Origin of the sequence: Microbacterium sp. NPDC076895, from assembly GCF_040687115.1 — a bacterium.
GTDB lineage: Bacteria > Actinomycetota > Actinomycetes > Actinomycetales > Microbacteriaceae > Microbacterium.
On record NZ_JBFBMQ010000020.1, the window covers coordinates 16,805 to 42,297 of the forward strand.

The 25,493-nt window shown below is 67.9% G+C and carries 29 protein-coding genes and 1 tRNA gene; 10 read left to right on the forward strand and 20 right to left on the reverse strand.

The window, feature by feature from the left end:
- Positions 1 to 2 precede the first annotated feature (2 nt).
- A complete protein-coding gene (locus AB0O89_RS14030) occupies positions 3 to 701 on the forward strand; it encodes a hypothetical protein (RefSeq protein WP_363498785.1) in 699 nt (232 codons plus the stop codon).
- Between the two features lie 119 nt (positions 702 to 820).
- Here the strand turns inward: AB0O89_RS14030 and dcd are convergent, their stop codons facing one another.
- Positions 821 to 1,426: a dCTP deaminase gene (gene dcd / locus AB0O89_RS14035; RefSeq protein ID WP_363498788.1), complete on the reverse strand. Its 606-nt coding sequence runs from the start codon at positions 1,424 to 1,426 to the stop codon at positions 821 to 823.
- Positions 1,427 to 1,486: 60 nt separating this feature from the next.
- Between dcd and AB0O89_RS14040 the strand changes: the two genes are divergently transcribed.
- Both AB0O89_RS14040 and AB0O89_RS14045 read left to right on the forward strand, forming a co-directional pair.
- A tRNA-Gly gene (locus tag AB0O89_RS14040) sits at positions 1,487 to 1,560 on the forward strand.
- 364 nt (positions 1,561 to 1,924) lie between these two features.
- Entirely contained in the window at positions 1,925 to 2,425 is a 501-nt protein-coding gene (locus AB0O89_RS14045) for a hypothetical protein (protein ID WP_363498791.1), read from the forward strand.
- Positions 2,426 to 2,580: 155 nt separating this feature from the next.
- Here AB0O89_RS14045 and AB0O89_RS14050 read toward each other — a convergent pair whose 3' ends face one another.
- Positions 2,581 to 2,775, reverse strand: a complete 195-nt coding sequence (locus AB0O89_RS14050; RefSeq protein ID WP_363498793.1) for a hypothetical protein — start codon at positions 2,773 to 2,775, stop codon at positions 2,581 to 2,583.
- 188 nt (positions 2,776 to 2,963) lie between these two features.
- On the opposite strand from AB0O89_RS14050, the gene AB0O89_RS14055 reads away from it, so the two are divergent.
- The 3 genes from AB0O89_RS14055 to AB0O89_RS14065 are packed head-to-tail and all read left to right on the forward strand — an operon-like array spanning position 2,964 to position 5,439.
- On the forward strand, positions 2,964 to 3,656 hold the full coding sequence (locus tag AB0O89_RS14055) for a TetR family transcriptional regulator (RefSeq protein ID WP_363498796.1): 693 nt from the start codon (positions 2,964 to 2,966) through the stop codon (positions 3,654 to 3,656).
- Between the two features lie 42 nt (positions 3,657 to 3,698).
- The gene (locus AB0O89_RS14060; RefSeq protein ID WP_331792364.1) at positions 3,699 to 4,640 is read left to right on the forward strand and encodes an ABC transporter ATP-binding protein; all 942 of its coding nucleotides are present in this window, start codon (positions 3,699 to 3,701) and stop codon (positions 4,638 to 4,640) included.
- 1 nt (position 4,641) lies between these two features.
- Positions 4,642 to 5,439, forward strand: a complete 798-nt coding sequence (locus AB0O89_RS14065; protein WP_292707081.1) for an ABC transporter permease subunit — start codon at positions 4,642 to 4,644, stop codon at positions 5,437 to 5,439.
- Between the two features lie 3 nt (positions 5,440 to 5,442).
- Here the strand turns inward: AB0O89_RS14065 and AB0O89_RS14070 are convergent, their stop codons facing one another.
- Positions 5,443 to 6,279 (reverse strand): PfkB family carbohydrate kinase, encoded by an 837-nt coding sequence (locus AB0O89_RS14070; protein WP_363498800.1) that lies wholly within the window; start codon positions 6,277 to 6,279, stop codon positions 5,443 to 5,445.
- Positions 6,280 to 6,404: 125 nt separating this feature from the next.
- On the opposite strand from AB0O89_RS14070, the gene AB0O89_RS14075 reads away from it, so the two are divergent.
- Positions 6,405 to 7,373 (forward strand): nucleoside hydrolase, encoded by a 969-nt coding sequence (locus AB0O89_RS14075; protein WP_363498803.1) that lies wholly within the window; start codon positions 6,405 to 6,407, stop codon positions 7,371 to 7,373.
- Positions 7,374 to 7,393: 20 nt separating this feature from the next.
- On the opposite strand, the gene AB0O89_RS14080 is transcribed toward AB0O89_RS14075, so the two are convergent.
- Together AB0O89_RS14080 and AB0O89_RS14085 are read right to left on the reverse strand one after the other, a co-directional pair.
- Complete coding sequence (locus AB0O89_RS14080) at positions 7,394 to 8,257, reverse strand: EamA family transporter (protein WP_292707806.1); 864 nt, start codon at positions 8,255 to 8,257, stop codon at positions 7,394 to 7,396.
- Positions 8,258 to 8,321: 64 nt separating this feature from the next.
- Positions 8,322 to 9,614 carry a serine hydrolase domain-containing protein gene (locus tag AB0O89_RS14085; RefSeq protein ID WP_363498806.1) on the reverse strand — a complete coding sequence of 431 codons (1,293 nt, stop codon included), beginning with the start codon at positions 9,612 to 9,614 and terminating at the stop codon, positions 8,322 to 8,324.
- A gap of 78 nt (positions 9,615 to 9,692) precedes the next feature.
- Here AB0O89_RS14085 and AB0O89_RS14090 point away from each other — a divergent pair, with 78 nt between their 5' ends.
- Complete coding sequence (locus tag AB0O89_RS14090) at positions 9,693 to 10,001, forward strand: DUF2470 domain-containing protein (protein WP_363498809.1); 309 nt, start codon at positions 9,693 to 9,695, stop codon at positions 9,999 to 10,001.
- Positions 10,002 to 10,071: 70 nt separating this feature from the next.
- Positions 10,072 to 10,737 (forward strand): biliverdin-producing heme oxygenase, encoded by a 666-nt coding sequence (locus AB0O89_RS14095; RefSeq protein WP_363498812.1) that lies wholly within the window; start codon positions 10,072 to 10,074, stop codon positions 10,735 to 10,737.
- A 7-nt stretch (positions 10,738 to 10,744) separates the two neighbouring features.
- Here the strand turns inward: AB0O89_RS14095 and AB0O89_RS14100 are convergent, their stop codons facing one another.
- On the reverse strand, positions 10,745 to 12,121 hold the full coding sequence (locus AB0O89_RS14100) for an AAA family ATPase (protein WP_363498814.1): 1,377 nt from the start codon (positions 12,119 to 12,121) through the stop codon (positions 10,745 to 10,747).
- A 68-nt stretch (positions 12,122 to 12,189) separates the two neighbouring features.
- Between AB0O89_RS14100 and AB0O89_RS14105 the strand changes: the two genes are divergently transcribed.
- Positions 12,190 to 13,314: a hypothetical protein gene (locus AB0O89_RS14105; RefSeq protein WP_300591135.1), complete on the forward strand. Its 1,125-nt coding sequence runs from the start codon at positions 12,190 to 12,192 to the stop codon at positions 13,312 to 13,314.
- A gap of 13 nt (positions 13,315 to 13,327) precedes the next feature.
- Here the strand turns inward: AB0O89_RS14105 and AB0O89_RS14110 are convergent, their stop codons facing one another.
- The 14 genes from AB0O89_RS14110 to AB0O89_RS14175 all read right to left on the reverse strand — a co-directional run bounded on the left by AB0O89_RS14110 (position 13,328) and on the right by AB0O89_RS14175 (position 25,490).
- Positions 13,328 to 15,304 (reverse strand): cytochrome c oxidase assembly protein, encoded by a 1,977-nt coding sequence (locus AB0O89_RS14110; protein WP_331792372.1) that lies wholly within the window; start codon positions 15,302 to 15,304, stop codon positions 13,328 to 13,330.
- 74 nt (positions 15,305 to 15,378) lie between these two features.
- Positions 15,379 to 15,666, reverse strand: a complete 288-nt coding sequence (locus AB0O89_RS14115) for an HU family DNA-binding protein (protein WP_195692545.1) — start codon at positions 15,664 to 15,666, stop codon at positions 15,379 to 15,381.
- 403 nt (positions 15,667 to 16,069) lie between these two features.
- On the reverse strand, positions 16,070 to 16,375 hold the full coding sequence (rpsN, locus tag AB0O89_RS14120) for a 30S ribosomal protein S14 (RefSeq protein ID WP_292707051.1): 306 nt from the start codon (positions 16,373 to 16,375) through the stop codon (positions 16,070 to 16,072).
- Between the two features lie 3 nt (positions 16,376 to 16,378).
- Positions 16,379 to 16,549 (reverse strand): 50S ribosomal protein L33, encoded by a 171-nt coding sequence (gene rpmG, locus AB0O89_RS14125; protein WP_005051772.1) that lies wholly within the window; start codon positions 16,547 to 16,549, stop codon positions 16,379 to 16,381.
- Positions 16,549 to 16,785 carry a 50S ribosomal protein L28 gene (gene rpmB / locus AB0O89_RS14130; RefSeq protein ID WP_228179498.1) on the reverse strand — a complete coding sequence of 79 codons (237 nt, stop codon included), beginning with the start codon at positions 16,783 to 16,785 and terminating at the stop codon, positions 16,549 to 16,551. Before rpmB ends, rpmG begins: the two co-directional genes overlap by 1 nt.
- 141 nt (positions 16,786 to 16,926) lie before the next feature.
- A complete protein-coding gene (locus AB0O89_RS14135) occupies positions 16,927 to 17,625 on the reverse strand; it encodes a DNA-3-methyladenine glycosylase (protein WP_363498838.1) in 699 nt (232 codons plus the stop codon).
- Positions 17,622 to 19,076 carry an Ig-like domain-containing protein gene (locus AB0O89_RS14140; RefSeq protein WP_363498819.1) on the reverse strand — a complete coding sequence of 485 codons (1,455 nt, stop codon included), beginning with the start codon at positions 19,074 to 19,076 and terminating at the stop codon, positions 17,622 to 17,624. The genes AB0O89_RS14135 and AB0O89_RS14140 overlap by 4 nt, the downstream gene beginning before the upstream one ends.
- Positions 19,066 to 19,836 carry a TIGR03943 family protein gene (locus tag AB0O89_RS14145; protein ID WP_363498822.1) on the reverse strand — a complete coding sequence of 257 codons (771 nt, stop codon included), beginning with the start codon at positions 19,834 to 19,836 and terminating at the stop codon, positions 19,066 to 19,068. The genes AB0O89_RS14140 and AB0O89_RS14145 overlap by 11 nt, the downstream gene beginning before the upstream one ends.
- Positions 19,829 to 20,863, reverse strand: coding sequence for a permease (locus tag AB0O89_RS14150; protein ID WP_363498825.1), 1,035 nt, complete (start codon positions 20,861 to 20,863; stop codon positions 19,829 to 19,831). Before AB0O89_RS14150 ends, AB0O89_RS14145 begins: the two co-directional genes overlap by 8 nt.
- A complete protein-coding gene (locus AB0O89_RS14155) occupies positions 20,853 to 21,278 on the reverse strand; it encodes a transcriptional repressor (RefSeq protein ID WP_363498828.1) in 426 nt (141 codons plus the stop codon). The genes AB0O89_RS14150 and AB0O89_RS14155 overlap by 11 nt, the downstream gene beginning before the upstream one ends.
- Positions 21,279 to 21,332: 54 nt before the next feature.
- Positions 21,333 to 22,199 (reverse strand): metal ABC transporter permease, encoded by an 867-nt coding sequence (locus AB0O89_RS14160; RefSeq protein WP_300590758.1) that lies wholly within the window; start codon positions 22,197 to 22,199, stop codon positions 21,333 to 21,335.
- Positions 22,196 to 23,044 carry a metal ABC transporter ATP-binding protein gene (locus AB0O89_RS14165; protein WP_363498831.1) on the reverse strand — a complete coding sequence of 283 codons (849 nt, stop codon included), beginning with the start codon at positions 23,042 to 23,044 and terminating at the stop codon, positions 22,196 to 22,198. The genes AB0O89_RS14160 and AB0O89_RS14165 overlap by 4 nt, the downstream gene beginning before the upstream one ends.
- On the reverse strand, positions 23,041 to 24,021 hold the full coding sequence (locus AB0O89_RS14170) for a zinc ABC transporter substrate-binding protein (protein ID WP_363498834.1): 981 nt from the start codon (positions 24,019 to 24,021) through the stop codon (positions 23,041 to 23,043). The genes AB0O89_RS14165 and AB0O89_RS14170 overlap by 4 nt, the downstream gene beginning before the upstream one ends.
- 77 nt (positions 24,022 to 24,098) lie before the next feature.
- The gene (locus AB0O89_RS14175) at positions 24,099 to 25,490 is read right to left on the reverse strand and encodes a dihydrolipoamide acetyltransferase family protein (RefSeq protein WP_363498841.1); all 1,392 of its coding nucleotides are present in this window, start codon (positions 25,488 to 25,490) and stop codon (positions 24,099 to 24,101) included.
- Positions 25,491 to 25,493 lie beyond the last annotated feature (3 nt).

Genomic DNA, 25,493 nt, shown 5'->3' on the forward strand with positions numbered 1-25,493 from the left:
CCATGAACACCCACGAAGAACACCACGAAGACGCTCCCGGCGGAAGCGACCGCCCACTCGGGTTCTGGCTGCGCCTGGTCGACGCCCTGATCAGCCGAGAGTTCGACATCCGCTTGGCCGAGTCCGGCGCGGACCGCCGTGACTGGATGCTGCTGAACGTCATGGACGGCACCTACGCCTGGGCCCGAGCACCGCGAGGTAAGCGGATGCGCCGGCTCGAGGAGCGCGGCTGGATCGAGCAGAACGGATCCGGCGACTGGACGCTCAGCGACGCCGGTCACGAGATGAAGGATCGGCTCGGCAAGGCCGTGTCCGGCATCCGTGAGCGCGTGTCTGGCGCCGTCTCACCCGAGGACTACGCAACGACCATCGCGTCACTTCAGGCGATGGCCAGCGAACTCGGCGGAGACCAAGAGCACGACCTCTACCCGGGCTTCGGTCGATTCGGCCGTGTGCGGCACGGTCACCGCTTCGGGCCGGGAATGCGCCCCGGATTCGGACGCGGCTTCGGCCCCGGCTTCCGCCCGGGGTTCGGTCCGGCATTCGAGGCCGGCGACGATGCACGCCACTGCGACGACGGCCGTGACCACGGCTCGCACCGGAACGGTCACCGTCACGGCAAGCACCGCCACGGCGAGCACGCTTACGAGCGGGGCTTCGACGCCGGCTTCGCCCGCGGTCGAGAGTCCGCCGCGAGCTGAGGCACGCTGGCTTCCAACACATCATTCGGTCGCGTCGTAACGCGGATTGGCTCAGCTCAAACCCGCAACACGGCGCGACCGAATCGTTGGCGCGGTTTGCTGAGCGAGAGACCGGATGCCTACGCGCCGGTCGATCCGGCCGCGCGAGTTCCGACATCCGTGCGGTGGAAGTTCTGGTGCGAGCGGGATGCCGTCGGTCCGCGCTGCCCCTGGTAGCGGTTGCCGTACGGGCCAGATCCGTAGGGGTTCTCGGCCGGCGACGACAGCCGGAAGAAGCACAGCTGCCCGATCTTCATTCCGGGCCAGAGCGTGATGGGGAGTGTCGCGACGTTCGACAGCTCGAGGGTCACGTGGCCGGAAAAGCCCGGATCAATGAACCCCGCAGTGGAGTGCGTGAGCAGTCCCAGTCGTCCGAGCGAGGACTTGCCCTCGAGCCGAGCGGCGATGTCGTCGGGGAGGGTCACTTGCTCGAACGTTGACCCGAGCGCGAACTCGCCCGGGTGCAGAATGAACGGTTCGTCCGGCGCCACTTCAATGAGCCGGGTGAGGTCAGGCTGGTCGACGGCGGGGTCGATGAACGGATACTTATGGTTGTCGAACAGCCGGAAGTAGCGATCGAGGCGAACGTCTACGCTCGAGGGCTGCACCATCTCGGCATCCCAGGGGTCGAGCGCGACCCGACCAGTCGAGACTTCGTGACGGATGTCGCGGTCGGAGAGCAGCACGAGCCCAGCCTACGACCCCTCGCACGCCGCTTGGTATGCTGGCGTGGCGCCTCGGCGCATGGGGCTGTAGTTCAATGGCAGAACTTCTGCTTCCCAAGCAGACAGCGCGGGTTCGATTCCCGTCAGCCCCTCCAATGGCCCGATGTGCCGCCAGCGGCGGTGCAGCGGGCCATTCGCGTGGGTGCCGTAGGAACCGATCTCCGCCTGCGGGTGGGCCCACGCCGCCGGAGGCTCCGCGCGCCGCGCAGCGGCGGGTGGAGGGGCGGTGGGGACGATTCCCGTCAGCCCCTCCAATGGCCTCACGTACCGCCGAAGGTGGCGCGGCGTTACGCTCGAGGCATGCGCCTGCTGGTGAGTCTCGCAACTGCGGCCGTTGTGTTCCTTCTTAGCGCTTGCCAGGCAGGCGCGCCCACGTCGGGCCAAGTCGACACACCGGCCTCGCCGGAGTCAACGTCCGAACCCGCACCAACACCAACACCAGACGAACCCGACTCCATTGTGTTCACGCTCGACGGACTTGAATACCGAATCGACGGCGACGAAGGAACGGTCGCGTTTGAGGCCGAGCTGATGACCGACTTCCTCACTCAGGTCACTGGTGCAGCGCCCTCGGTTGAGGATCTCGAGGACTGGTGGGGTGGTGGCACTATCGTCGCCCACCGCTACAGCTGGGACGGTGTGTCATTCGTTGTCTTCGATAACTCGACATGGGCGCCTCCGGAGATCACGTCTCCGTCCCTCGGGGGCGTTCCGGTTTCCACGCGTGACGGAATCGCAGTCGGGAAGAGCACGGAGCAGGTCGAGGCTCTTGATCCACGTGACGTGTGGGATCAGGACGGTGATGGCTCGTTCGACCATCTCGGTCTGGAAGCACGCGATGTTCCGAACACCGAGTCACTCACCCGGCCAGGCGAGCCAGGCGAGGAGTACATCCTTGTGGTGATCTCCGATGGCGTCGTGTCAAGTCTCGGAATTGGCAACGACTTCAGCGACCTCTAGACACTTGGGATCGGAGCAATCGGCTTCTGTCGGACGGATCGGGCGACGGCATCCGACCGAAGCCGAACGACCCGAACAAGGCACTCGACGAACCTCTCCCGAGAACATCGAAGGCCCGCGCAGTACTCTGCGCGGGCCTTCGGGTTCAGGGGACGTCAGTCGCGGGCGGCTTCCTTGACGTCGTTGCGTGCCTTGACGGCGTCGCGTTCGGCCTCTGCCTTCTTCACGTCGGCTTCGGCTGACATCTCTTCGGCCTTGTCCTTGGCCCGGTCGACGCCGTCCTTGATGGCGTCGGCGGTGTTCTCCGCAGCCTCAGCGATGTTCTTCTTCGCATCTTCCATGAATCCCATGGGGTCTCCTTTCATCTGCAGAGCGCGGCGTGATGTCGCAAGGCTTGACGGTAGTGGAGCACGCTGCTGACTCCGAGGGGGTTGCGCGATCGCGCCCGACCGGAGATAGTTCGCCACCGCAGGTTCGCGGCGAACCACCGCGCGCACCCTCTTGACGCCGCACTGAACAAGTGTTTAATGTGTTGAACATGCGTTCAGCATCCGACGCTCCCACCCGTGATCGGATCCGCGATGCGGCAATCGCGGCCTTCGCAGAGCGCGGCTTCGACGCGGCCAGCCTGCGGGATATCGCGCAGCGCGCCGGCGTGAGCGCAGCGCTGATCGTGCACCACTTCGGATCCAAAGACGGACTGCGCGAAGAGTGCGACGCCTACGTCGTCCAGACGCTGGTCACCGACAAGGGCCGAATCGCGGGTGGCGGCGCCTCAGCGATGATGCGCGAGGCCCTCGCCGACCGCCAGCGCTACGAGCCACTTCTTGACTACATGTCCCGGATGCTGACATCCGACACCGCGGCGGCAGACGACCTCTTCGACTCCCTGACGGCCGCGACGCGCACCCTCCTCGAGCAACAGGCCGCGGCCGGGATGCTCCGCCCGCAGTCGGACATGGACGTCACGGTCACCGCGGTGACGCTCTACGGCCTCGCCCCGGTGCTCCTGCGCCGCCAGCTCGCCCGAAGCCTCGGCGAGGACGGGCTGACCGAGACGCTGCTTCGCCGGCTCACCCTGCCGCTGCTCGAGTTTTACACCCACGGTCTCTATGCCGACGACCGGCTGCTCACCGCTGCGCACGACGCGCTGGAGCGCCCGATCGGTCCACCTTCGGGTAAGGGCGACAACGAACCGTACCAGGATCCCGACCCGCCGCTGGCCGAGTGACCCTCGGCATCCATCACACACCAGCGACGAAAGGAGCAGGGGATGACCCCTGCCATTGAACTCAACGACCTGCGCAAGCAGTACGGGCGGCGCACCGCCCTCCACGGCCTCACCCTGTCGGTCACGCCCGGCACAGTGTTCGGCCTGATCGGCCCCAACGGGGCAGGAAAGACCACGACCCTCCGGATGCTGGTCGACATCATCCGGCCGACCAGCGGCACCGCCCGCGTGCTCGGAACCGATCCGCGAACCGGCGGGGCAGCCCTCCGGCGACGCATCGGGTACGTTCCCGGCGAATTGCGGATGGAGGGAAGGGCGACCGGGCGGCGCCTCCTCGACTTCTACACGAGCGTCTCGGGACCGGTCAGCCCCGGGCGCATCGACCACCTGGCCGAGCGGCTCTCGTGCGATCTCTCCCGCCCTGTCCGCACGCTCTCGAAGGGCAACAAGCAGAAGCTCGGACTCATTCAGGCCTTCATGCATGAGCCGCCACTGCTGATCCTCGACGAGCCCACGAGCGGACTCGATCCTCTGATGCAGCGCGAATTCCTCGGCCTCGTGCACGAGGCGCGGCAGAACGGCCAAACGGTTCTGCTGAGCTCCCATGTGCTCAGTGAGATCCAGCAGGCAGCCGACGAGGTCGCGGTGCTCAGCCAGGGCCGGATCGTCGCGGCGGGTGCTGTCGACGAGCTGCGGCTCGGCGCCGTGCGTCGCATCCGTGCCGTGCTGACGGATGCCGACCCCAACGCGGTCCGCGGCGTACTCGCGCCCCTGTCGACGAGCACGCCCCCCGAGGTGCGTGCGCAGGATGACCGGGTGATCGTGCACGCCACGCTCGAGGGCGAGATCGACCCGCTCGTAAAGGCACTGGCCCGCTTCCACGTCGCCGAACTGCTGATCGAGGAGCCCGACCTCGAGGAGTCGGTGCTGCGCCTCTACGGGTCCGCGAGCACCGATACCCCCACAGCGATGGGGGGCGAGTGAGATGGGCCGCCTGCTTCCCATCACCGCCCGGAGCCTCCGTGACTCCTGGCGCGGACTGCTCGCGTGGGCACTGGGCCTCACTGCTGCCCTCGCGCTCTACCTTCCGCTGTTTCCGTCGTTCGGCAGCAACGGCTCGCTCGAAGAGATCATCGCGACGCTGCCGCCAGAGCTGGTCGACGCCCTCGGCTACGACCAGATCGGCACCGGCTCGGGGTATGCGCAAGCGACCTTCTTCGGCCTGATCGGTTTCGCGCTGATCGTGATCGCGACCACCGCGTGGGGTGCGAGTGCGATCGGCGGCGCCGAAGAGAACGGCCGCCTCGAACTCGACCTGGCACACGGGATCGGCCGTGTCTCCTACGTCCTCGAGAACGCCCTGGCGATCCTTCTGAAGCTCGTCGTGTTCGGCATCGTCATCGGCGTGGTGGTCGGCATCCTCAACGGACCTGCAGAACTCGGGCTGGAGGCATCCGGAATCATCGCAGCGATTGCAGCCCTCGCGGGACTGGGTGCACTGTCGGCCGCTGCCGCACTGCTTGCCGGCGCCATCACCGGTCGCCGGATCGCCGGGGTTGCGGCGGGCGCGGGCATAGCCGTCTACGGGTACGCACTGCAGGCAGTCGCGAACCAGTCCGAGGATCTCAGGTGGGTCGAACGGCTCTCGCCTTACTCCTGGGCCTACAGCGAGGCGCCGCTCGAGTCGGGATTCGCGTGGGGCATCGCAGCGGTCTGGGGTGTCGCGATTCTGTTCACAGGAGCTGCGGCTCTCGCCCTGCGCTCCCGCGACGTCACCGGCTGAGCGCTACCGGTACTCGGCGAGAGAACGAAGGGGCGGCTGGGCGCCGACGTGGGTCACCGCGTCGGCGCCCACCGCGCACGCCGCGGCCAGCGCAACCTCATCGGGCCACCCGGCATGCACGGCGAGCGTGATCGCGGCGCTGAAGGCGTCCCCGGCACCGACGGCGTTCACGGCGTCGACCACGGGCGATGGAGCAGTCAGCACCCGCTCACCGTCGCGCCACAGCGATGCTCCGCGAGCCCCGTGGGTGACCACGACCAGGCGCGCCGCCGACACTGCGGGGAGCGCGGCGAACTCGGCATCGTTGACGATCACGAGGTCGGCGCGGCGCAGCACCGACGCGGGCACGGCGCGGGCGGGCGCGGCGTTGAGCGCGAAAAACCCGGGCACGGATGCCGCGAGTGCCTCGATCGCGTGCGGGGGGATCTCCAACTGCGCGAGCACGGCCTCATCGGGCGCGAACGGCCCTGCCCCCTCGACCGCGTCGTTGGCTCCGGCGCACACGACGATCGTGTTCTCGCCAGCGGCATCCACCGTGATCAGTGCCGTTCCCGTCGGCTCCGCGACGACCCGGATGCCGGACGTGTCGACGCCTGCGCGGCGGAGGTTCTCGACCATGGCCTGCCCGTCGGCGTCGTCTCCGACCGCGCCGAGCATCCGCACTGCCGCACCGAGCCGAGCTGCCGCAGCTGCCTGATTCGCCCCCTTGCCGCCTGCGCCGCGGATCGGTCCGCGCCCCCGCACGGTCTCGCCGGGAAGGGGAAGTTCACTCACCGTGACGGAGATGTCGACGTTGATGCTTCCGACCACGCAGAGCGGGCCCAGACCTCGGGATGTCATGCCGACATTCCATCACGCACCGTGGCCCCGGTACGACCGGCGGTTCGCCGCGCGATATAACCGAAGGGGTGCGCGACGCGCCCCGGACGGCGCCGTCCGCTCACCTCATCACCCCCGGGAGCGACATGACTGCGCCTCTTCCGCTGTACCTCGACTGCGACACCGGTATCGACGACACCGTCGCCCTGGCCTACCTGTTGCGCTCCCCCCTGGTGGAGCTCGTCGGGGTCGGCACGGTCAGTGGCAACACGGATGCCGCGCAAGCTGCTCGCAACACCCTCGATCTGTTGGCGGTGGCGGGCTTCCCCGACATCCCCGTGGCAGTCGGCGCGCACGACCACCTCACGCGCGCCTACGGCGGCGGCGCGCCACACGTACACGGCGACAACGGCATCGGCGGCGTCATCCTCCCCGAGTCGGGCGCCTCACCCGACCCACGCGACGCTGCTGACCTCCTGCTCGAGTTGTCCCACGCCTACGCAGGCTCGCTCCACCTCCTGACGATCGGGCCGGTGACCAACATCGCGCTCGCCCTGGAACGCGACCCGACGCTGCCGTCGCGAATTGCCGGTGTCACGACGATGGGTGGCGCAGCCCTCGTTCCCGGCAACATCACTCCCGCGGCAGAGGCGAACATCTTCAACGACCCCGAGGCTGCTGATGTTCTCACCCGGGCCGACTGGGACGTGACGTTCGTGCCCCTGGATGTGACCATGAACCATGTCCTCACCGACGGCGACCGGGGCCGCTTGCTCGCCTCAGCCGATCCGTTCGCGCGCGCGGTCGGTGAGATCCTCGACCACTACCTCGACTTCTACGTGCCGCAGTTCGGTGAGAGGCTCAGCCCCCTGCATGACCCGCTGGCGGCGATGACCGCGGCGGGGGCGCCGGGCATCGGACGAAGCCTGCGGGTTCCCGTCGTCATCGATACGACAGACGGTCCCTCGCGCGGCTCGACCGTGGTCGACATGAGGGGACAACGCCTCGGCCCCCGGGATCACGACGGTGTCCGGACCCGCGTGCTCTTCGACGGGGCCGATGCCCTCACCGAACACCTCGTGTCGACGATCCTCGGCGGCACGGCCACGCTCTAGCGGGGAGGCGGAGCGCAGACCTACGGAAGCGGCTCGGCGGGAGGAGCTTCCGCGCCGCGCGTGCCGGCCGCTGCTCGGACTGATGCAGCCCGAACGGCTCCGATGCTCGCAGCGATGACCAGCGCGATTCCGACGATCTCGAGCCACGTCATGGCCTGTCCGAGCAGCAACCAGCCGGCGAGGGTCGCTGTCGCGGGGGCAAGGCTCATCAGGATCGCGAACGCGGATGCCGCCAGCCGCCGCAACGCCAACAGCTCGAGCGCGTACGGGATCGTCGAAGAGAGCACCGCGACTGCCGCGCCCAATGCGAGAAGGTCGATGCGCACGAGTGAGCCGCCTGCTGCGATCAGTCCCCAGGGCAGCGCTGCGAGCGCGCCCACCACCATGGCCAGCGCAAGTCCGTCCAGGCGCGGGAATTCACGCCCGACGCGCGCGGAGGCGAGGATGTACAGCGCCCAGCTGGATGCCGCCCCGAGCGCGAACAGGACGCCGATCGGGTCCAGTCGGTCCCACCCGCCCCCGGCCAGCGCGATGACCCCGATCAGCGCCAGCCCTGCCCACAGCCAGGCGCTGGCACGACGCGCGGCGATCACCGAGAGCACAAGCGGTCCGAGCACCTCAATGGTGACCGTGACGCCGAGGGGAAGCCGCGCGAGCGCCAGGTAGAACAGGCAGTTCATCAGCGCGAGTACCAGCCCGAAGCCGACGACCGAGCGCCAGGCTGTCGGGGTGTGACCGCGAAGGCGGGGCCGGGCGATGACCATGAGGATGACGGCCGAGAAACCGAGACGCAGGAACACGATTCCGAGGGGCCCCAGCGCGGGGAAGAGCAGAACGGCGAGGGAGGCACCGAGCTCCTGACATACCAGACCCGTGACGACCATTCCGACCGCGAACGGCGGCGAAGATAGGGCTGCCGCGCGCGGAGCGCTCACCGCGGTTCCGGGTTCACTGCTGAGGCAGCGGACAGACCGCCGCACCGCGGATGGCTTCAGCCTGCTGTTCGGCCGTCCAGGGCAGGCCCGCCGGGGGCGCGGTCTCGCCGGCGGCTGCCGGAGCCTTGGAGGCGATCGCGGCAAGCTCCCAGGCGAGATTTGCTGCGATCCCCGCGGGAGCCGCGGAGTTGTTCAAGACGACAGCGACCGTCAGCCCCGTGTCGGGGTCGGCGTAGGCAGCCGTGAGGTAGCCGGGAATCGCGCCGTGCTGACCGATCAGCCCGCCGGCGGCGAACGCTCCGCCGTCGTAGGTGTACCAGGTGGGCGCGCCGGGGTACGCCTCACGAGGGCTGTCGAACCGCGTCTGGTCATCGCCGAGCAGGGCCCCGGTGGCAAGCGCCTGCGCGTAGCGACCGAGGTCGGCGATCGTCGAGACAGCTCCCGAATCGGCAAAGCCGATGCTCGCCGAGAGCTCTGTGATCTCGAGGGGATCAGCGCACAGGAGCTGCCCGTCCTCACCCGGCAGGGAGTTGTTGCCCTGTAGCGACGGAGCACCGGTATCACCGGCTGGCGTCGCCGGGGCGGAGCCCGGAAGCCACGTGGAATCCAGGCTGAGGGGTTCGGTGACGTATTGCTCGAACAACTCGGGGAGGGATGTCGTGGTTGCGGTCTCGAGTGCAACGCCGAGCAGGAAGTATCCGGCATCCGAGTCGACGAAAGCGGCGCCCGGACTGCTTGTTCGCTCACGTCCCATGCCATAGGCCGCGAGCTCGAGCGGAGGCCACTGGCGGTTCGGGGTCTTGAGCCAGTCGTTCCACAGCGACGGCGCCGATGCCCCGATGCCCGACGTGCTGTCGCAGAGCTGGCCCAAGGTCACGTCTTCCAGTCCCGACGCGCCGCCGACATACTCCGAGACGTTGTCCTCCAGGGCAACGACCTCGCGGTCGACGAGCGCGTAGAGAACATCGCACGTCATGGCCCGCGTAACCCGGGATGCGCGGAACTCCATGTCGGAAGTGACAGCCTGCGAGCTTGTCGGAGACTGGGTTCCCACACCGGCGACCCAGGAGCCGCTCCACGGCGCCCAGACTCCCACAATGGCACCCGACGATCCGGTCGCGGCCATCGCTTCGGCCAGCGCGGCATCCAGTTGCGACTGGGTCTCGGCGGGGAAATCTCCCTCGACCTGAGCCGGCACGTCGATCTCGACGGTTGCGGTGGGAGCGCACCCAACGAGCATCGCCGCGAGGGCAACCGTCGCGATCCCGAGGGCGCTCCAACGCCGCCTGAGGATCGTCGCACCCATACCCAACCCCCGTTGTTCGTGCATTCAGCATTCAAACACATCAACACCACGCAATGATCACGGCCCTACGCTGGCACCATGACGTATCGCTTCGACGACACCATCCGCACCGGCGTCCTCGCCCACATGAACGGCGACCACGGTGGCGACAACCTCCTGATCGTGCGGGCGTTCGGACAGACGGATGCCGTCGGCGCGGTCATGTCCGATCTCGATGGCGACGGCGGGGTGTGGGATGCCGAGCTCGGCGACGGCACGACAGTGACCGTGGCAGTTCCGTGGCCCGACGGCAGCATCACCGAACGGCCGCAGATCCGAGCCGAGATCGTGAAGCTCTATGACGCGGCGTGCGAGCGTCTCGGGATCGAGCCCCGCTCCCACGAGTGAGGAGCGGCGCTCGCTCTGGCGGGACTTCGGTCTTGTAAGGTTCGGCTTACCTGAAGGTACACTGGTGCGCATGACACCCGTGACCCCGTTCTCGACGGCCCTGCGCGAGCGCTCGAGCAATGCCCATTCGGGCAGTGAACACGCCGGCTTCATGAGCGATCTGATGAAGGGCGAGGGCACGCGCGAGGACTACATCGCGCTTGTCGCCCAGCACTGGTTCATGTACGACGCGATCGAGCGCGCCGCCGACGTGATGCGCCACGACCCCGTTGCGGCCCCGTTCATCAGCGACAAGCTCACCCGCATCCCCGCACTGGAGGCCGACCTCGAGTTCCTCATCGGACCGGACTGGCGCGAGCGGATCGCTCCGCTCCCGAGCACCCAGCGCTACGTCGATCGGATCAACGAGGTCGGCTCGACCTGGGCCGGCGGATTCGTCGCCCACCACTACACCCGCTACCTCGGCGACCTCTCGGGCGGGCAGTTCATTGGCAAGCTCATGGCACGGCAGTTCGGGTTTGAGACCAACGGGATCGGCTTCTACGTGTTCGACGACATCGCCGACCCCCGCGCCTTCAAGGATGTGTACCGCGAGCAACTGGATGCCGCTCCGTGGGACGCGGACGAACAGGAGCGCGTCATCGATGAAGTGCTGCGCGCCTACCAGTTCAACACCGATGTCTTCGTCGACCTTGCCGCAGCCAAAGCCTCGGGTCGTATCGCCGAGATCGCCTGAACGATCCTCAGGCGCGGGCCCGAACAGCGGCCATGAATCGCTGCACATCGGGGTCGACCTGGATGTCCCGAGGTCGCAGGGGCCTGGACAGATAGAGCCCCTCGAGCGAGGTCAGTCTGCTGAGCGCGACGTAGGTCTGGCCCGGTGCGAACGCGCCTGATCCCAGGTCGATGATGGCGCGGTCATACGTCTTTCCCTGCGACTTGTGGATCGTCACCGCCCACGCCAGGCGCAGCGGAAACTGGGTGAACTCCGCCACGATCTCGCGCGAGATCGACCGCGTGGACGCGTTGTAGGCATAGCGGAATCTCTCCCAGACGGCCGGCTCGACATCCATCTGTTCGCCATCCACCTCCACGCGCACCGTGCCACCCGCGATACGCGTCACGGTTCCGATGGTGCCGTTGACCCACCGCGGCGGCTGGCCGAACGTCGAAACGTCATTACGCAGGAACATGACCTGCGCACCGACCTTCAACTGCAGCTCCGCGTCGGCGGGGTATGCGGCGTCCCCGCGACCGAAGTCGCCGCTGATCTCGGCGTGCGCCGTCTGAGTAGCGCCCGGCAGCGCATCGAGGTGGGCGCGGTTGATCCGCGTGACGATGTCGTTACGGGTGGCGAGGGTGATGATTGGCGGCTCGTCGGCCCCACCCACGGGCGGGGTGCGTGCGCCGGTGTCGTTGAGTACCTGCGCGATGTCAGCGGTTACCCGCCCGTGGCGGACGGCTCCCAGCATCCGGCGAAACTCCGGATCGGATTGCCGGTGGATCTCGGCGAGCTCGCGGATCTGGAGGGACGCACCGTACCGGCCGAGATCCAGGAGCGACGAGCCCTCCGATCCGGGAAGCGCGGCATCCGACCCCGCCCACACTCGTGCATCGAAGAACCAGAACGACCGGTAGTGGTCGCGGATGTATCGCTGCTCATCACCATGACGCGGCGGCACCGGCGCAAGCTGGTACGGGTCACCGAACATGACGATCTGCACGCCACCGAACGGCTCGGCGCGACGGCCGCGGGCCTGTCGCAGGGAGCGATCGATCGCATCCATGACATCAGCGTTCACCATCGAGATCTCGTCGATCACGAGGGTGTCGATCGCGTTCAGCAGCTTGCGGGTGGCATCAGGATGCTCGAGGTCGGCATCCGCGATGAGGCCGATCGGCAAACGCAGCAGAGAGTGAATCGTCTGGCCTTCGACGTTGAGGGCAGCGACACCGGTGGGCGCGCAGACGGCGATCTGTTTGCTCGTCCGGTAAGACAGGTGCTGCAGGAGCGTGGACTTGCCTGTTCCGGCGCGACCAGTGACGAAGACATGGTCGCGCGTGTCTTCGATGAGCCGGAACAGCGCCTCTTGCTCTGCGGAGAGTTCGGGCGCCTGCACCGGGCCATGCTACCCAGCGCACGCCGCGACAGGGCGTCCTCACAGCGGGTCGTTTCTAGACTGGTGCCGTGAGCACCACGGGGGAGAAGGCGTCGGGCAGTGCTGCCACCGCGCCCGACTCGACGGTCACGGTGGACTCTGCGCCGCGCGCGTCGCATCGCAGCCGCGGGGATGCGCGCCGCGCCGTTGCCGGCGACCTCGTGATTCTCTCGGCCATCGGCGCACTGCTCATCGCCGCTTTCATCGCGGCGGGCGCGACGCTCTACGCCCAGTTCTACGGCCCGTCGGCGTTCGTGGTCCGCTACGCAAACCTGCTCGCCGACGGCAACGCCACGCAGGCACTCGCCGTGCCCGGAGTCGCGGTCTCATCCGCCGACCTGGAGGCCGCCGGCCTCCCCGCGGACGCCTCCGAGGACTTCCTGCGATCGAGCGCACTCGGCGATCTCAGCGACATCCGCGTCGTCTCCGAGACGAACACCGGCGACACCATCGCGGTGACCCTCGCGTACTCCGCGGGCGGCCACGAGGCGTCCACGACATTCTCGGTCGAGCAAGACGGCATGAACGGGATCTTCCCCCGGTGGGAGTTCGCGCAGAGCCCGATCGCGGTGATGGATCTCACCGTGAACGGCTCGTCACAGTTCGCGGTGAACGGCTTCAGCGTGGACAAACGGCAGGTCTCACCGGACGGAGCCGCCGCCGACCTGTCTGCGCCGATCCCCCTGCTGGTGTTCTCACCCGGCATCTACTCGGTGACCGTCGATACTCCCACAGCCACCTCACCGGGCGTGGCAATGCTCTCGGACGTCCCGTTCACCAGTGTCCCGGTCACCGTCACCGCAACGGCATCCGACGAGTTCGTCGCGCTCGTGCAAGAGAAAGTGGATGCCTTCCTCGACGAGTGCACGCAGCAAGAGGTCCTGCAGCCCACCGCCTGCCCGTTCGGGTTCGACCTCACCGACCGCATCGTGACCCTGCCGACGTGGTCGATCGTGCAAGACCCGACCGTCTCGCTCGTCGCCGACGGCGCCGGGTGGCGCATCGCCGAGTCAGCCGCCATGGCCCACATCGAGCTTCGCTCCCGCTCGCTGTTCGACGGCAGCGTGAGCGATGTCAGCGTCGACGTCCCCTTCGTCGTCACGGGAACGATCGACATCCTCCCCGACGGCACGGCATCGATTCTGCTCGGGTGAGGCAGGGCCGCGCTCAGCGGCCGACGCGTGAGTCCCGCTCGGCGAGCTGAGCCAGCCGTGCGTTGTACTCCTCGAGTTCGGCATCCGCTGTGCGATCGGCCTGCCGGTCCTCGCGCCGTTGCGCTCGCTCGTCGCTGCGGCTCCACTGGATGGCAACCGTGATCGCCAGGATGAGGGTGGGGATCTCTCCGATCGACCACGCGATGCCACCGCCGATGTACTGGTCTTCGAGCGGCGTCGCCCCCCACGTGCGTCCCATCGCACCGAACCACTCGGCGACCATCAGCCCGCTGTTCATCATGATCGCGATGCCGAAGAAGGCGTGCATCGCCATGACCCCGATCAGGATGAGCAAGCGGAATGGGTAGGGAAGGCGGTAGGGGACCGGATCGATGCCGATCAGCGACAGCACGAACAGATACCCCGTGATCAGGAAGTGGAAGATCATCCACTCATGCCCGAGGTGGTCGTACAGACTCCAGCGGAACAGGTCGGTGTAGTAGAAGAGCCAGAGCGAGAGAACGAAGTTCCCCGCGGCGAAGAACGGATTGGTGACGACCTTCGCAAACGGCGTGTGGATGGCCCAGAGGATCCACTCGCGGCCGCCGCGCGTTCCGTCATCCCGCTTGCGCACAGCTCGCAGTGCGAGCGTGACTGGAGCACCCGCGACCAGCAGCAGCGGGATGCCCATCGTCAGCGCCATGTGTCCGAACATGTGCACGCTGAACAGGTACTCCTGATAGACGTTGTGCGCACCGTTGGTGATCCACGCGAGCATGACCAGGCCCGACAGGAACAGCACCGTGCGATACAGCGGCCACCGGTCGCCGCGCGCGCGAAGGCGCCACACGCCGGCGAGATAGAAGAATGCCGCAAAGGCACACAGCAGTGCCCACAGGAGGTCGATCTCCCACGCGGCCACCCACTGCCACGGCGTCAGCTCGGGTGGTAGCGCCGCGCCCGTAAGGAACTCGGCCGGCGTACGCAGTTCGGGCAGCGAAGTATCGACCGGCGGCGGGGTCCGCGCGAGCGCGACGGCGGCGCCGCTGGCAAGTCCCATGAACCCGATCTCGGCCAGGATCAGCCACCAGAAGAACCGGGATGCGCGGCTCTCGCGAAGTCGATCGATCAGCCGAAGCCGGTACCAGGCGCCGAGCAGCCCCATGGCGACGAGGGCAACGATCTTGACGGCCAGGATCGCGCCGTATGGCGAGAGCATCGCTTCCCACGTCACGACGCCGATGACGCCGCGCACGTACCCGGATGCCGCAACGACGACGAACGCGACGATCGCGATCGTCGAATAGCGACGCAGCACCGTCGTCATCCGATCCGTCGGCAGCACCGGGCGGATGACGATCAGCAGCATCAAGCCACCGAGCCAGAGCGCTGCTCCCTCGATGTGGAGCACCGTCGCCATCACGGCGGCGTTGTGGTTGGCCTCCTCACCCGAGTGACCCTGCGTGCCCACCGGCACGAGCGCGGCGATCGCGAGGAGGGCGACGAGGAAGGTGCCCGTCCACGAGCGGACCGCGAACGTGAGAACCGTGAGCACCGCCCCGAAGATGGTGGTGAGCAGCCACGCCCGGCCGAGATCGGTGTCTGTCAGGAACCTGCCGAACTGCGAACCGAACTCGGGGCCGAGCGCCACCTGGGCGTTGAAGGCGTCGATGAACGTGAAGAACCCCGTGACGCCGGCAGCGACGGTGAACACTGCCGCCGAGACGGATGCGACATCCACAGAGACAGTGAAGGCCTTATCGCCGGCTTTGAGAGCGAACAGGGCCAGGATGAGCGATCCCAGCATCCCGGCCGCGGCGAGGTTGAAGACCAGCGTCGCTGTCGGCAGACCCCAACGAACGACGGGTCCCGCATCCGCGATCACCAGCGGCGCGGCGCCACCACCGTACGCAAGGGCGGCGACCATCACGACGACGGCGACCGTCACGAGCGTCGCCGGGCCGATCGCCCGCAGCAGGCGGGAATCCATCCCCTCAGCCTACGCGCGCGAAAGGGGAGCATCCGCGGACGGACGCTCCCCTTTCGAGGTGAAGACGAAGGGTCTTACTTGGCGGCAGCCTTGAGCTTGGCGCCAGCCGAGACCTTGACGCGCTTGCCGGCGGGGATCTTGATCTCTTCGCCGGTCTGCGGGTTGCGGCCCGTGCGAGCGGAGGTGGCGACCTGCTCGAACGAGACCCAGCCCGGGATCGACACCTTGCTGCCCTTGGCGACGGCCTCGGCGACAGTGGTGAACAGCGCGTCGACGACGCCCGAAACGGTGGCCTGGCTCTGACCGGTTGCGCTTGCGATGCTCGCGACGAGCTCGGTCTTGGTGATGGACTTTTCAGCCATTGTGGTTGTCCTCCAAGGCGGTGAAGTCCCCGCCCTCGTGCATGGACCGAAAGCTGGTGGCTCTCGGCTGGTCTCTTGCCGACCGACCTCGAATATACCCACGAACCCCGGAATTCCGCGGATTTACGCGGTATCGGCATCCGATTCGCGGCGTGTCGCGTCACGGGAGTGACGCATGTGACTGCCGTGACTCTGCGATCAGCGGCGCTCACTCCGCGCAACCCACACGCGAGAATCCGTTTGGGCGCCGAGAATCCTCTCGGGAACCCGGCATGTGGCGCCGAATCGGATTCTCAGTGCACCCCACCGCGGGAACACGAAAGGCCCGGCATCCCTGAGGATGCCGGGCCTTGACGTCCGCGGGCTGGCTTACCAGCTCGACAGTGCCTGTTCGCGGGCTGGCTTACCAGCTCGACTTGGTCACACCGGGCAGCTCGCCACGGTGAGCCATGTCGCGGAAGCGCACACGCGAGATGCCGAACTTCGTCAGCACGCCGCGGGGGCGACCGTCGATCGCGTCACGGCTGCGCAGGCGCACCGGCGATGCGTTGCGGGGAAGCTTCTGCAGGCCGACGCGGGCGGCTTCGCGCTGCTCGTCGGTTGCGTTGGGGTCCACGAGCTGCTTCTTGAGCTCGAGACGCTTGGCGGCGTAGCGGTCGACGACCGCCTGGCGCTGCTGGTTGCGCGCGATCTTGCTCTTCTTAGCCATGGATCAGCGCTCCTCTCGGAATTCGACGTGCTTGCGGATGACCGGGTCGTACTTCTTCAGCACGATGCGGTCAGGGTTGTTGCGGCGGTTCTTGCGCGTCACGTAGGTGTACCCCGTGCCGGCGGTCGAGCGCAGCTTGATGATCGGACGAACGTCCTGAGCCTTCTTCGCCATTAGAGCTTCACACCCTTCGCGATCAGGTCCTTCACAACCGACTCGATGCCGCGAGCGTCGATCACCTTGATGCCCTTGGCGGACACGTTCAGGGTGACCTTACGACCGAGCGAGGGCACGTAGTAGGTCTTCTTCTGCACGTTCGGGTCGAAGCGGCGCTTCGTCCGGCGGTGCGAGTGCGAGATGTTGTGACCGAAGCCGGGAACCGCTCCAGTCACCTGGCACACTGCAGCCATGGTGATGTCTCCTTCTGTACCGTGAGGCCGGACGGCCCCACCCAAGATCCCTTGTCTGCACCCCGCACTCGACAGACCATTTCTGGCCGGATGACGAGGGAAGGGTACGAACTGCGTGCTGGAGTGCGCGCAGACAAAGAGTCAGTCTAGCACGGCGGCCGTGCGTGCCCCTTCTGCACCCCGGCCCCAGCGGAACGCTGAGACCGTGGGATCTCCCGGGATCCAGAACCGCCAGGGGTAGGCATCCGTGCCCGCGACTCCCGCAACGCCGACCCGCGGCCCCGTCGCCACGTGCGCCAGCGGTTCCTCGGGCAGCAGCAGCCGTGCGGTGGCGCCGGACTGCTTCGCACCGGTGACGGCATCGATGCCGTCGTGCTCCGCATGATGCAGGCCGACGGCCTGTCCGAGCCTGCCGGGTCCGCGTGCGAGGTCCCGCGCGGGCCCCGGCTCCCGCACCGCGAAGCGGCGCCGCCTTGCGATCTCAGCGCCCTCGACGATCTCGGCAGCCCGCAGCAGCACACCGCCGGCGACGCCCGCCGGTGCACACACGACGTTGACGCACGAATGGATGCCGTGACTGAGGTACACGTAGAGGTGGCCCGGCGGGCCCCACATCGTCGCATTGCGAGCGCTTCTGCCCGACCGCGCGTGGGATCCGGGATCGGGAATCTCGCCGGTTCCGACGCCGTGGTAGGCCTCGACCTCGGTGAGACGGGCGACGACCCGTTCACCGCCGAGCTCGACGACCAGATGCGCACCGAGCAGTGTCGGCGCGACCTCCACCGGTAGGCCGGATAGGTCCGCGCGCGTCGCCGGACGCAGTCCGTCGCGGTTCTTCACCGCCACGACACCGACTGGCGGCACCACGAAATCGACGAGCCAGCCAGCGCGACGAGTTCGCGGGCTTGGGAACCATCGCCCCGCGGAAGTTCGACGATGTGGGTCTCTACCGTGGCGGGCAGGGGCAGCTGGTAGGTGTCGTACGGGTTGGATGCCAGGTCGGGCGCCACGAGCATTGCCGCGTATTGTCCGCTTGGCGACACGCAGGTCTGCAGAACCGCGTCAGTATCGGGTGCCGAGAACACCTCCGTCGACGTCCCGGCGTCATCGACGAGGACGACGGATGTCGCGCCGGTCGGCAGGCCGGTGTCGGCAATCGGGAACGTCGTGCGCAGGGTGCCGCCGCGCGGGAGCGGCATGACGCTGCCGATCACCGCCGGGTCGTCGCCCACATCCAGCGGTGTCTCCTCTCCGGTGAGCAGGTCGAGCACGACGAGCCCGTCGACGCGCTCGACGATCGCCTGGGCGGTTCCCGGCGCGATGCCATCGATCGCGAGCGCGAGCCCGAGAGCTGTCGGAGCCGATCCGTCGGGGGCGGTCAGCAACAGGGTCCCGTCGAAGGCGACCAGCAGCACACTGTCGGTGTCGGGCACGAACGACCATTGTGCGACCCGCTCGTCGGCCCCTGCGACGACGACCTTCGTGGGGTCGGCGGTCGGCGTGTCGAGGGATGCCGTGTACAGCGCCGATTCGTCGCCGCTACCCGTCCCGACCGTCGCCGAGGTGAACAGGTACCCGATCCGCTCCCCTCGGTCGGCGATCTGCAGGTCAGCGATGTATCCGGTGCCCGGCAGGGTCAGCTCGACCGGATTCTGCCCGTCGAGGTCGGTCATGATGAGCGCGCTCTCGCCGTCTTCGTCGACGAGCACGACGAGGTGGTCGCGGGTCGCGCGATAGTCCTCGATGTGCGGGTGAGCGAACACCGCGACGGCAGCCTCGCCGGTGAGGTCGGTGCGGAAGATGGTGTCGCCATCGACCGTGCCCCGCTGCAACAGGAACACCTCACTCGGAGGCGTGGTGAACGTCTCGGTGATCGTGGATGACGGTCCGCCCGAGACTCCGGTCACCCCGTCGATCGTGACGGTGTATTCGGTGTCGGCATCCAAGGGAACCGTGAAGCGCACGCCGATGCTGCGGCCCGAGGTGTCGATATCGAACGGCGTTGCGGGGGTCACGGTCACCGAAGCAGGATCGACGTCGGCGAGCGACTGCGAGGTCGTCACGATCAGCCGAGATCCGGATGCCGAGATCGCTGCGGACGGGTCGACCTGAACGGTAGTCGCACGCGGACCCATGAGGACCGTGGCTGCGGCCCCGAGAGCACCGACGAGGCCGATCGCGGCGGCGACCCCGACAAAGCCGAGGACGAACCCGCGCAGGCGCCGTCGCGTCGCTCGCTGACGGCGCGAAGCAGTCGCCCCGTCGCGCCGTCGACCCGCGTCAGTACTCATACGGGTCCTCGGGCTCGGGCACAGCCTCAACCGACTCGGCGGCGATGTGCAGCCGCCCATCCGAGTCCGAGCGCACCGTACCCGTGACGGTAGCCCACTCGCCCTCGGGCGCTGCCGTGCCGCCCCAGACGATGGGAACCGCCGCCAGTTGCGCGTCGATGACGCAGTGGGTGATGACAAACCGCGACAGCAGGAAGCCGGTCCCGGCATCTCCAGGGGCGACGAAGCCGGTCAGCGTGACGGCGTCGCCGTCGAAGGATGCCGGGTCTGTCGCCGTCGCGAACACCGTTGCCCATTCCCCGACCCCGAAGGTCGCCGTATCTCCCGTGGATGCCAGGGTGACGACATCCCGGCCGCCGAACAGGACTGGTGTGGTCGAGGTGCTCGTCGAGGCGAACTGCGGCGACAGTGACGACGGTGGCAGGGCGAGAGCGCCGACCACGACGGCACTGGCAAGCACTCCTGCGACAACCGTGCCGGCGAGGGCTACCGGATGCCGAACGTGCGCGTGACCATGCTCGTGGGCTGTCGCATCCCCGTGATCGTGTCCGTGGTCGTCTTCGGCGCCCAGCGGAAGCGCGAAGGATGCGACAGCTCCGACCAGCACGATCACCGACATCCCGACCGCGAACCACGCCGATTCGGGGTTGATGTAGAGCGACAGTCGGCCCGTCACCGCAAGCCCGACGGTGAGGACGGCGAGCGCTGAGGCAAGTCCGACGCCGAGCCAGCGCGTTCCGAGGGAGCCGAGCCTAGGCAAGAAGGTTCACCACCGTCCCCATGGCGAAGGCCGACAGAACGACGACCACGACGATCCCGACGAGGGTGCGGGTCGTGAAGGTCGTGCGCAGCAGGGCGAGCATCTTCACGTCGACGAGCGGCCCGACCAGGAGGAAGGCGACGATCGAACCGGGAGTGAAGGTCGAGGCGAACGAGAGCGCAAAGAACGAGTCGACGTTGGAGCAGATCGAGACGACCATCGCGAGAGCGATCATGGCGACGATCGACAGTGCGGGGTTGGACCCGATCGCCAGCAACACGTCCCGCGGGATGAGCACCTGCACCGCTCCGGCGATGGCGGACCCGATGATGAGCGCGGGCATGACGGCGCGCAGTTCGATGACCAACTGGGCGAGGCTTCGGCGTCCCTTGCCGCCGGGCTCGTGCGTGACCAGTTCGCACGTGTCGCGGAACCGGTCGGTCAGCAAGGCGTCGGGGCTCGGATGCCGACTGTAGAGCCAGCCGAGCAGGTTGGCGATCAGGAACCCTCCCACCAGGCGCGCCACCAGGATGCCGTCGCTGAACCCGAATGCCTGGTGCGTCGTGATGATCACGATCGGGTTCACGATCGGCGCTGCGATGAGGAAGGTCAGCGTCTCGGGAACCGTGAACCCACGCATCAGGAGGCCGCGGGCGAAGGGGACGTTTCCGCACTCGCACACCGGGATGAACATACCCAGCAGCGACAGGACACCCCGCCGCAGCCACGGCGTGCGCGGCATCCATCGCTCGAGAACCCCCGGCGGGATCCAGACCTGCACGACGATCGAGAGCACAACGCCGAGCACCACGAACGGCAGCGACTCGATCAGGACGCTGATCGCGAGGGTCAGGCCATCCTGTGCGCGGGTCGACAGCGGCGACGCGAAGAACGACGGTGACAGAAGGTCGATCGCGACCAGGATCGCGATGAAGAGGATGCCGATTCCGACGCCGACCGCTGCCCGCGCACCCGGGCTCGCGCCCCCGGCACGGGAGCGCTCGGTCACCGGCGCGTCAGCGCGCACGGTTCCCGTCGCTGGTTGCCGCCCGGGCGCGCACCGTGCATTCGGGGCAGAGCCCGAAGATGTCGACCACATGCTCGGCATCCGTGAACCCGTGCTGTTCGGCGACCGACCGCGCCCACTGCTCGACGGGGGTCGCCGCGATCTCCACCGTGGCGCCGCACGAGCGACAGATCAGGTGGTGGTGATGCCCCGAAGTCTCACACGCACGATAGAGGCTCTCGCCGTCGGGGCCGTGCAGCGTATCGGCTGCGCCCTCGTCGGCGAGACTCGCAAGAGCGCGGTAGACCGTAGCCAGGCCGATCCCGGTGTCTTCGTCGCGAAGCACCGCGTGAAGTGACTGGGCACTGATGAAGCCAGGGGCGTCGCCCAGCGCCGTGCGCACGCGTTCGCGCTGCCAGGTATTGCGTTGCGCCATGGCCGGGAGTCTAGCGAGCCACGTTCGGCGCCGGCTGGGAGCGCGTGGGAGCTCTCACGTGAACCGCGCCCGCGTCACCCGACCTCGGCGTCCTCCCACCAGGCGGCAGACGAGGTAGATCAGGAACGAAATGGTTGTGATGTAGGGGCTCACCGGGAGCGTGCCGGCGATAGCCAACAGGATGCCGCCCACCGCCGAGACGAATCCGAATCCAGCTGCCAGCAGCGGCACGCTCCACGGTCCCGACGCGATTCGCATGGCAGCCGCCGCAGGGGTCACGAGCAGCGCCATGACCAGCAGCGCACCGATGATGTGGATCGCCACGGCGACGATGAGCCCGAGCAGCAGCATGAACCCGAGCGAGACGGCCGTGACCGGCACACCGCGCGCTGCCGCGGACTGCGGGTCGAGGGAGTCGAAGCGCAGGGGGCGCCAGATGAAGAGCAGTCCGAGAAGAACCAGGATGCTGATCGCGATCAACCACCCGAGCTGGGCGTTCTGCACCGAGACGATCTGCCCCGTCAGCAGGCTGAAGCGGTTGGCGCTGCGCCCGCTGTAGAGCGACAGAAACAGGATGCCCAGGCCCAGGCCGAACGGCATGAGCACGCCGATGAACGAGTTGCGGTCGCGGGCGCGGGCGCCGAGCCATCCGATGAGGCCGGCGGCGATGAGCGAGCCCACGATCGACCCGGTCACGACATCCCAGCCGATCAGGAGCGCGAACGCGGCGCCCGCGAACGAGAGCTCGCTGATGCCGTGGACGGCGAAAGCCATGTCGCGCTGCATCACGAAGACGCCGACCAGGCCTCCGACCAGGCCCAGCACGGCGCCTGCGATGACCGAGTTCGAGACCAACGCGAGGATCGCACCGTAGTCGGACACCCCCCCGAACATGGCGTCACCGATGTCAGACCAGTTCATGCGTGCACCCCACCGAGTTCGTCGCCGTCGTGGTGGTGATGGTGTGAGACCTCGGCATCCGGCGCGCCGACGACGACGAGCCGGTCGCCGGCGCGCAGCACAGCGACGGGAGCGCCGTAGAGGTCGCTGAGAACGCTCGTCTGCAAGACCTCGTCGGGCTTTCCGAGCGTGAACCGGCCCCCGGCGATGTAGAGGATGCGATCCACGACGTCGAGGACGGGGTTGATGTCATGCGTGACGAAGAGCACGCCGGTGCCGCGCTCGCGCCGGTGCCGATCGATGAGCGCCACGATCGCCTGTTGGTTGGCAAGGTCGAGGCTCGTCAGCGGCTCATCGCACAGCAGCAGGCCGGGGTCGTCGGCGATCGCCTGCCCGATGCGCAGCCGTTGCTGCTCGCCCCCGGACAGTTCACCGACGGGCCGGTCGGCGAACCCTTCGGCACCGACGTCCGCCACCAACGCGTCAACCCGGTCGCGCTCACGCCGGCGGGGGAGGCTGAATCCGAACTTGTGGCCGGTGACACCGAGGGTCACGAGGTCCCGACCCCGTAGCGCGGTTTCGGGCGGAAGAGGGCGCTGCTGGGGCACATAACCGATGTGCCGGTTGCCCCGGCGCTCGACCCGGCGGCCGCCGGTCTCGATGGTCCCGGCGCTCAGGTGCTCAAGGCCCAGGATGGCGCGCAGCAGCGTCGTCTTGCCAGAGCCGCTGGGCCCGAGGACCGCGATGAACTCGCCGGGTTCGACGTCGAGGTCGAGCCCGGCCCACAGTTCCCGCTCGCCACGGCGCAGCGCCGCTCCGCGGATGCGGAGCGGCGGCTGGGCGTCCGAGGTCGCGCTGGAGCTCACGCGCCGAGCGCGTCCGCGAGCTCCGCGATGTTCTGCTGCATCCACGAGATGTAAGTCTGGCCCTCCGGAAGGGTCTCCGTGAACTCCAGCACCGGGATTGCCTGCGCGGTCGCAGTATCGATGATCTGCGTGGTCTCGGCACCACCGGTCTGCGCATTGGCGATGACGACCTTGACGGAGCCGTCCTCCACGATGCCCAGCGCCTCGAGCAGGGTTGCGGGGGGCACGTCCTGCCCCTCCTCAACGGCCTCGCTGAAGGCCTCGGGCGTGAGGTTCTCGAGCCCTGCCGCCACGATCAGGTAGACGGGAACGGGCTCGGTGACGAACACCCCCTCGCCCGCATGGGCTGCGGAGATCTCGTCGAGGGATGCCTCCAGCCCGGCGATCTGGTCGATGAAGGCTGCAGCGTTGGTCTCGAAGAGGTCGGCGTTGTCGGGGTCGAGCGTCGAGAGCTCCTCAGCGATGGCTTCGGCAAGGTGCTCCATCGTGTGCGGGTCGTACCAGACGTGCTCGTTGAATCCCTCGGTGTGCGCGTGGTCGTGACCGTCCTCATCGGCGTGAGCGTCTTCGGTCTCCGCTGCGCCATCGTCGCCGGGGTAATTGGCGTTGAACGTGGCAGCGGTGATGACCGGAGCAGTCGTGCCGCTCGCCTCGATCATGGCATCCATGAAGCCGTCGTAGCCGCCGCCGTTCTCGATGATGAGGTCGGCTTCCGAGACCGTGAGTTGGTCTTGAGCCGTCGGCTCGAACTCGTGCGGGTCCTGAGCGGCCGAGGCGATGATCGAGGTGACCGTGACCGCGTCACCACCGATCTCTTCGGCGATCTGACCGTAGACGTTGGTTGACGCGACGACGCTCAGCGTGGCGGCATCCGAGGCCGACGTCTCAGATGTTCCGCCAGTACCGGCGCAGGCCGTGAGGGTGAGGGCGGATGCCGCGCCCAGCGCGAGCAGGGTGGAAAGTCGTCGGGTCGTCATACGGGCAACGATAACGGATGTGAGAATCATTATCAAAACGGGCGGACGCGATCTTTCATCTGCGCGCTGAGTCCGCGTCAGTCGAGCAGGAGCGCGGGTTCCTCGAGGATCGACGCGACGTCGGCGATGAAGCGACTCATCCCGTCGCCGTCGATGACGCGGTGATCGAACGAGCCCGAGACCGTCGTGACATAGCGAGGACGCACCTCGCCGTCCACGACCCAGGGCTTTTGCCGGATCGTGCCCATCGCGACGATGCCCGACTCACCGGGGTTGATGATCGGGGTTCCGGCATCCATCCCGAACACGCCGATGTTGGTGATCGTGATCGTGCCCCCCTGCTGGTCGGCCGGCGTGGTCTTGCCCTCGCGCGCCGTGAGCGTGAGCTTCTCGAGGGCGCGGGCGAGCTCGCGCATGTTGAGGTCCTGGGCGTCCTTGATGTTGGGAACCAGCAGCCCGCGCGGGGTTGCCGCGGCGATCCCGAGGTTGACGTAGTGGCGCACGCTGATCTGGGCGCCACCGTCGCCGTCAACCCAGGCGGCGTTCACCATCGGCGTCCGGCGCACCGCCCAGATGACGGCGCGCGCCATGATCAGCAACGGCGATACCTTGACGTCGGCGAAGTCGGGGGACGCCTTCAGCCGCTTGACGAGCTCCATCGTGCGCGTCGCGTCGACATCCGTCCACACCGACACGTGCGGCGCCGAGTATGCCGACTGCACCATCGCTGTCGAGGTGGCCTTGCGCACTCCCTTGACGGGGATCGACTCGACGCGTCCCGCGGCCTGCGCGAACGGGGAAGCGACACCGTTTGGGGCGGGGGTCGCTGGCGCCGTGGCCGGCGCGACAGCAATCGTCTCCTCACGCACCTCGGGCCAATCGGGGGTCTCGATATTGCGGAACACGCTCGCCTGCGAGGCGTGCTTCACGACGTCCTCACGGGTGACTTCGCCAGCCTCGCCCGAGGGCGTGACGGCAGCCAGATCGACACCGAGGTCGCGTGCGAGCTTGCGGATCGGGGGCTTCGCGATGACCCCGACGGATGCCGTCACCGGCCGCTCGGCAGGCTTGCGGCGACGTGAGGTGGCAGCCCCTCCCGTCCCGTATCCCACGAGCACGGCGCCACCGCCCTCGGCCCCTGCTTCCGGTGTCACGGATGGCGATTCGGCGGCGCCAGAACCGTGCATCCCTGACACCGGAGCCGCGGCGGACGGAGCGGATGCATCCGGAGCTGCCTCGATCGTCACGATCGGGGTTCCCACGGCAACCGTGACGCCCTCCTCGACGAGCGTCTCGCTGACCGTGCCGGTGAACGGCGAGGGCAGCTCGACGAGCGATTTGGCGGTCTCGATCTCGACGAGCACGTCGTTGACCTGAACGGCGTCGCCGGGGGCGACCTTCCAGGTGACGATCTCGGCCTCGGTCAAGCCCTCCCCGACATCGGGGAGAACGAAGGTCTGCGTGCTCATGTC

What these genes read in the sequence shown, in the direction of transcription:
- AB0O89_RS14030 (WP_363498785.1), top strand. Translation starts at nt 3, where the DNA reads ATGAACACCCACGAAGAACACCACGAAGACGCTCCCGGCGGAAGCGAC.
- AB0O89_RS14050 (WP_363498793.1), bottom strand. Translation starts at nt 2,775, where the DNA reads ATGGGATTCATGGAAGATGCGAAGAAGAACATCGCTGAGGCTGCGGAG.
- AB0O89_RS14055 (WP_363498796.1), top strand. Translation starts at nt 2,964, where the DNA reads ATGCGTTCAGCATCCGACGCTCCCACCCGTGATCGGATCCGCGATGCG.
- AB0O89_RS14060 (WP_331792364.1), top strand. Translation starts at nt 3,699, where the DNA reads ATGACCCCTGCCATTGAACTCAACGACCTGCGCAAGCAGTACGGGCGG.
- AB0O89_RS14065 (WP_292707081.1), top strand. Translation starts at nt 4,642, where the DNA reads ATGGGCCGCCTGCTTCCCATCACCGCCCGGAGCCTCCGTGACTCCTGG.
- AB0O89_RS14070 (WP_363498800.1), bottom strand. Translation starts at nt 6,279, where the DNA reads ATGACATCCCGAGGTCTGGGCCCGCTCTGCGTGGTCGGAAGCATCAAC.
- AB0O89_RS14075 (WP_363498803.1), top strand. Translation starts at nt 6,405, where the DNA reads ATGACTGCGCCTCTTCCGCTGTACCTCGACTGCGACACCGGTATCGAC.
- AB0O89_RS14080 (WP_292707806.1), bottom strand. Translation starts at nt 8,257, where the DNA reads ATGGTCGTCACGGGTCTGGTATGTCAGGAGCTCGGTGCCTCCCTCGCC.
- AB0O89_RS14085 (WP_363498806.1), bottom strand. Translation starts at nt 9,614, where the DNA reads ATGGGTGCGACGATCCTCAGGCGGCGTTGGAGCGCCCTCGGGATCGCG.
- AB0O89_RS14090 (WP_363498809.1), top strand. Translation starts at nt 9,693, where the DNA reads ATGACGTATCGCTTCGACGACACCATCCGCACCGGCGTCCTCGCCCAC.
- AB0O89_RS14095 (WP_363498812.1), top strand. Translation starts at nt 10,072, where the DNA reads ATGACACCCGTGACCCCGTTCTCGACGGCCCTGCGCGAGCGCTCGAGC.
- AB0O89_RS14110 (WP_331792372.1), bottom strand. Translation starts at nt 15,304, where the DNA reads ATGGATTCCCGCCTGCTGCGGGCGATCGGCCCGGCGACGCTCGTGACG.
- AB0O89_RS14115 (WP_195692545.1), bottom strand. Translation starts at nt 15,666, where the DNA reads ATGGCTGAAAAGTCCATCACCAAGACCGAGCTCGTCGCGAGCATCGCA.
- rpsN (WP_292707051.1), bottom strand. Translation starts at nt 16,375, where the DNA reads ATGGCTAAGAAGAGCAAGATCGCGCGCAACCAGCAGCGCCAGGCGGTC.
- rpmG (WP_005051772.1), bottom strand. Translation starts at nt 16,549, where the DNA reads ATGGCGAAGAAGGCTCAGGACGTTCGTCCGATCATCAAGCTGCGCTCG.
- rpmB (WP_228179498.1), bottom strand. Translation starts at nt 16,785, where the DNA reads ATGGCTGCAGTGTGCCAGGTGACTGGAGCGGTTCCCGGCTTCGGTCAC.
- AB0O89_RS14140 (WP_363498819.1), bottom strand. Translation starts at nt 19,076, where the DNA reads ATGAGTACTGACGCGGGTCGACGGCGCGACGGGGCGACTGCTTCGCGC.
- AB0O89_RS14155 (WP_363498828.1), bottom strand. Translation starts at nt 21,278, where the DNA reads ATGGCGCAACGCAATACCTGGCAGCGCGAACGCGTGCGCACGGCGCTG.
- AB0O89_RS14160 (WP_300590758.1), bottom strand. Translation starts at nt 22,199, where the DNA reads ATGAACTGGTCTGACATCGGTGACGCCATGTTCGGGGGGGTGTCCGAC.
- AB0O89_RS14170 (WP_363498834.1), bottom strand. Translation starts at nt 24,021, where the DNA reads ATGACGACCCGACGACTTTCCACCCTGCTCGCGCTGGGCGCGGCATCC.
- AB0O89_RS14175 (WP_363498841.1), bottom strand. Translation starts at nt 25,490, where the DNA reads ATGAGCACGCAGACCTTCGTTCTCCCCGATGTCGGGGAGGGCTTGACC.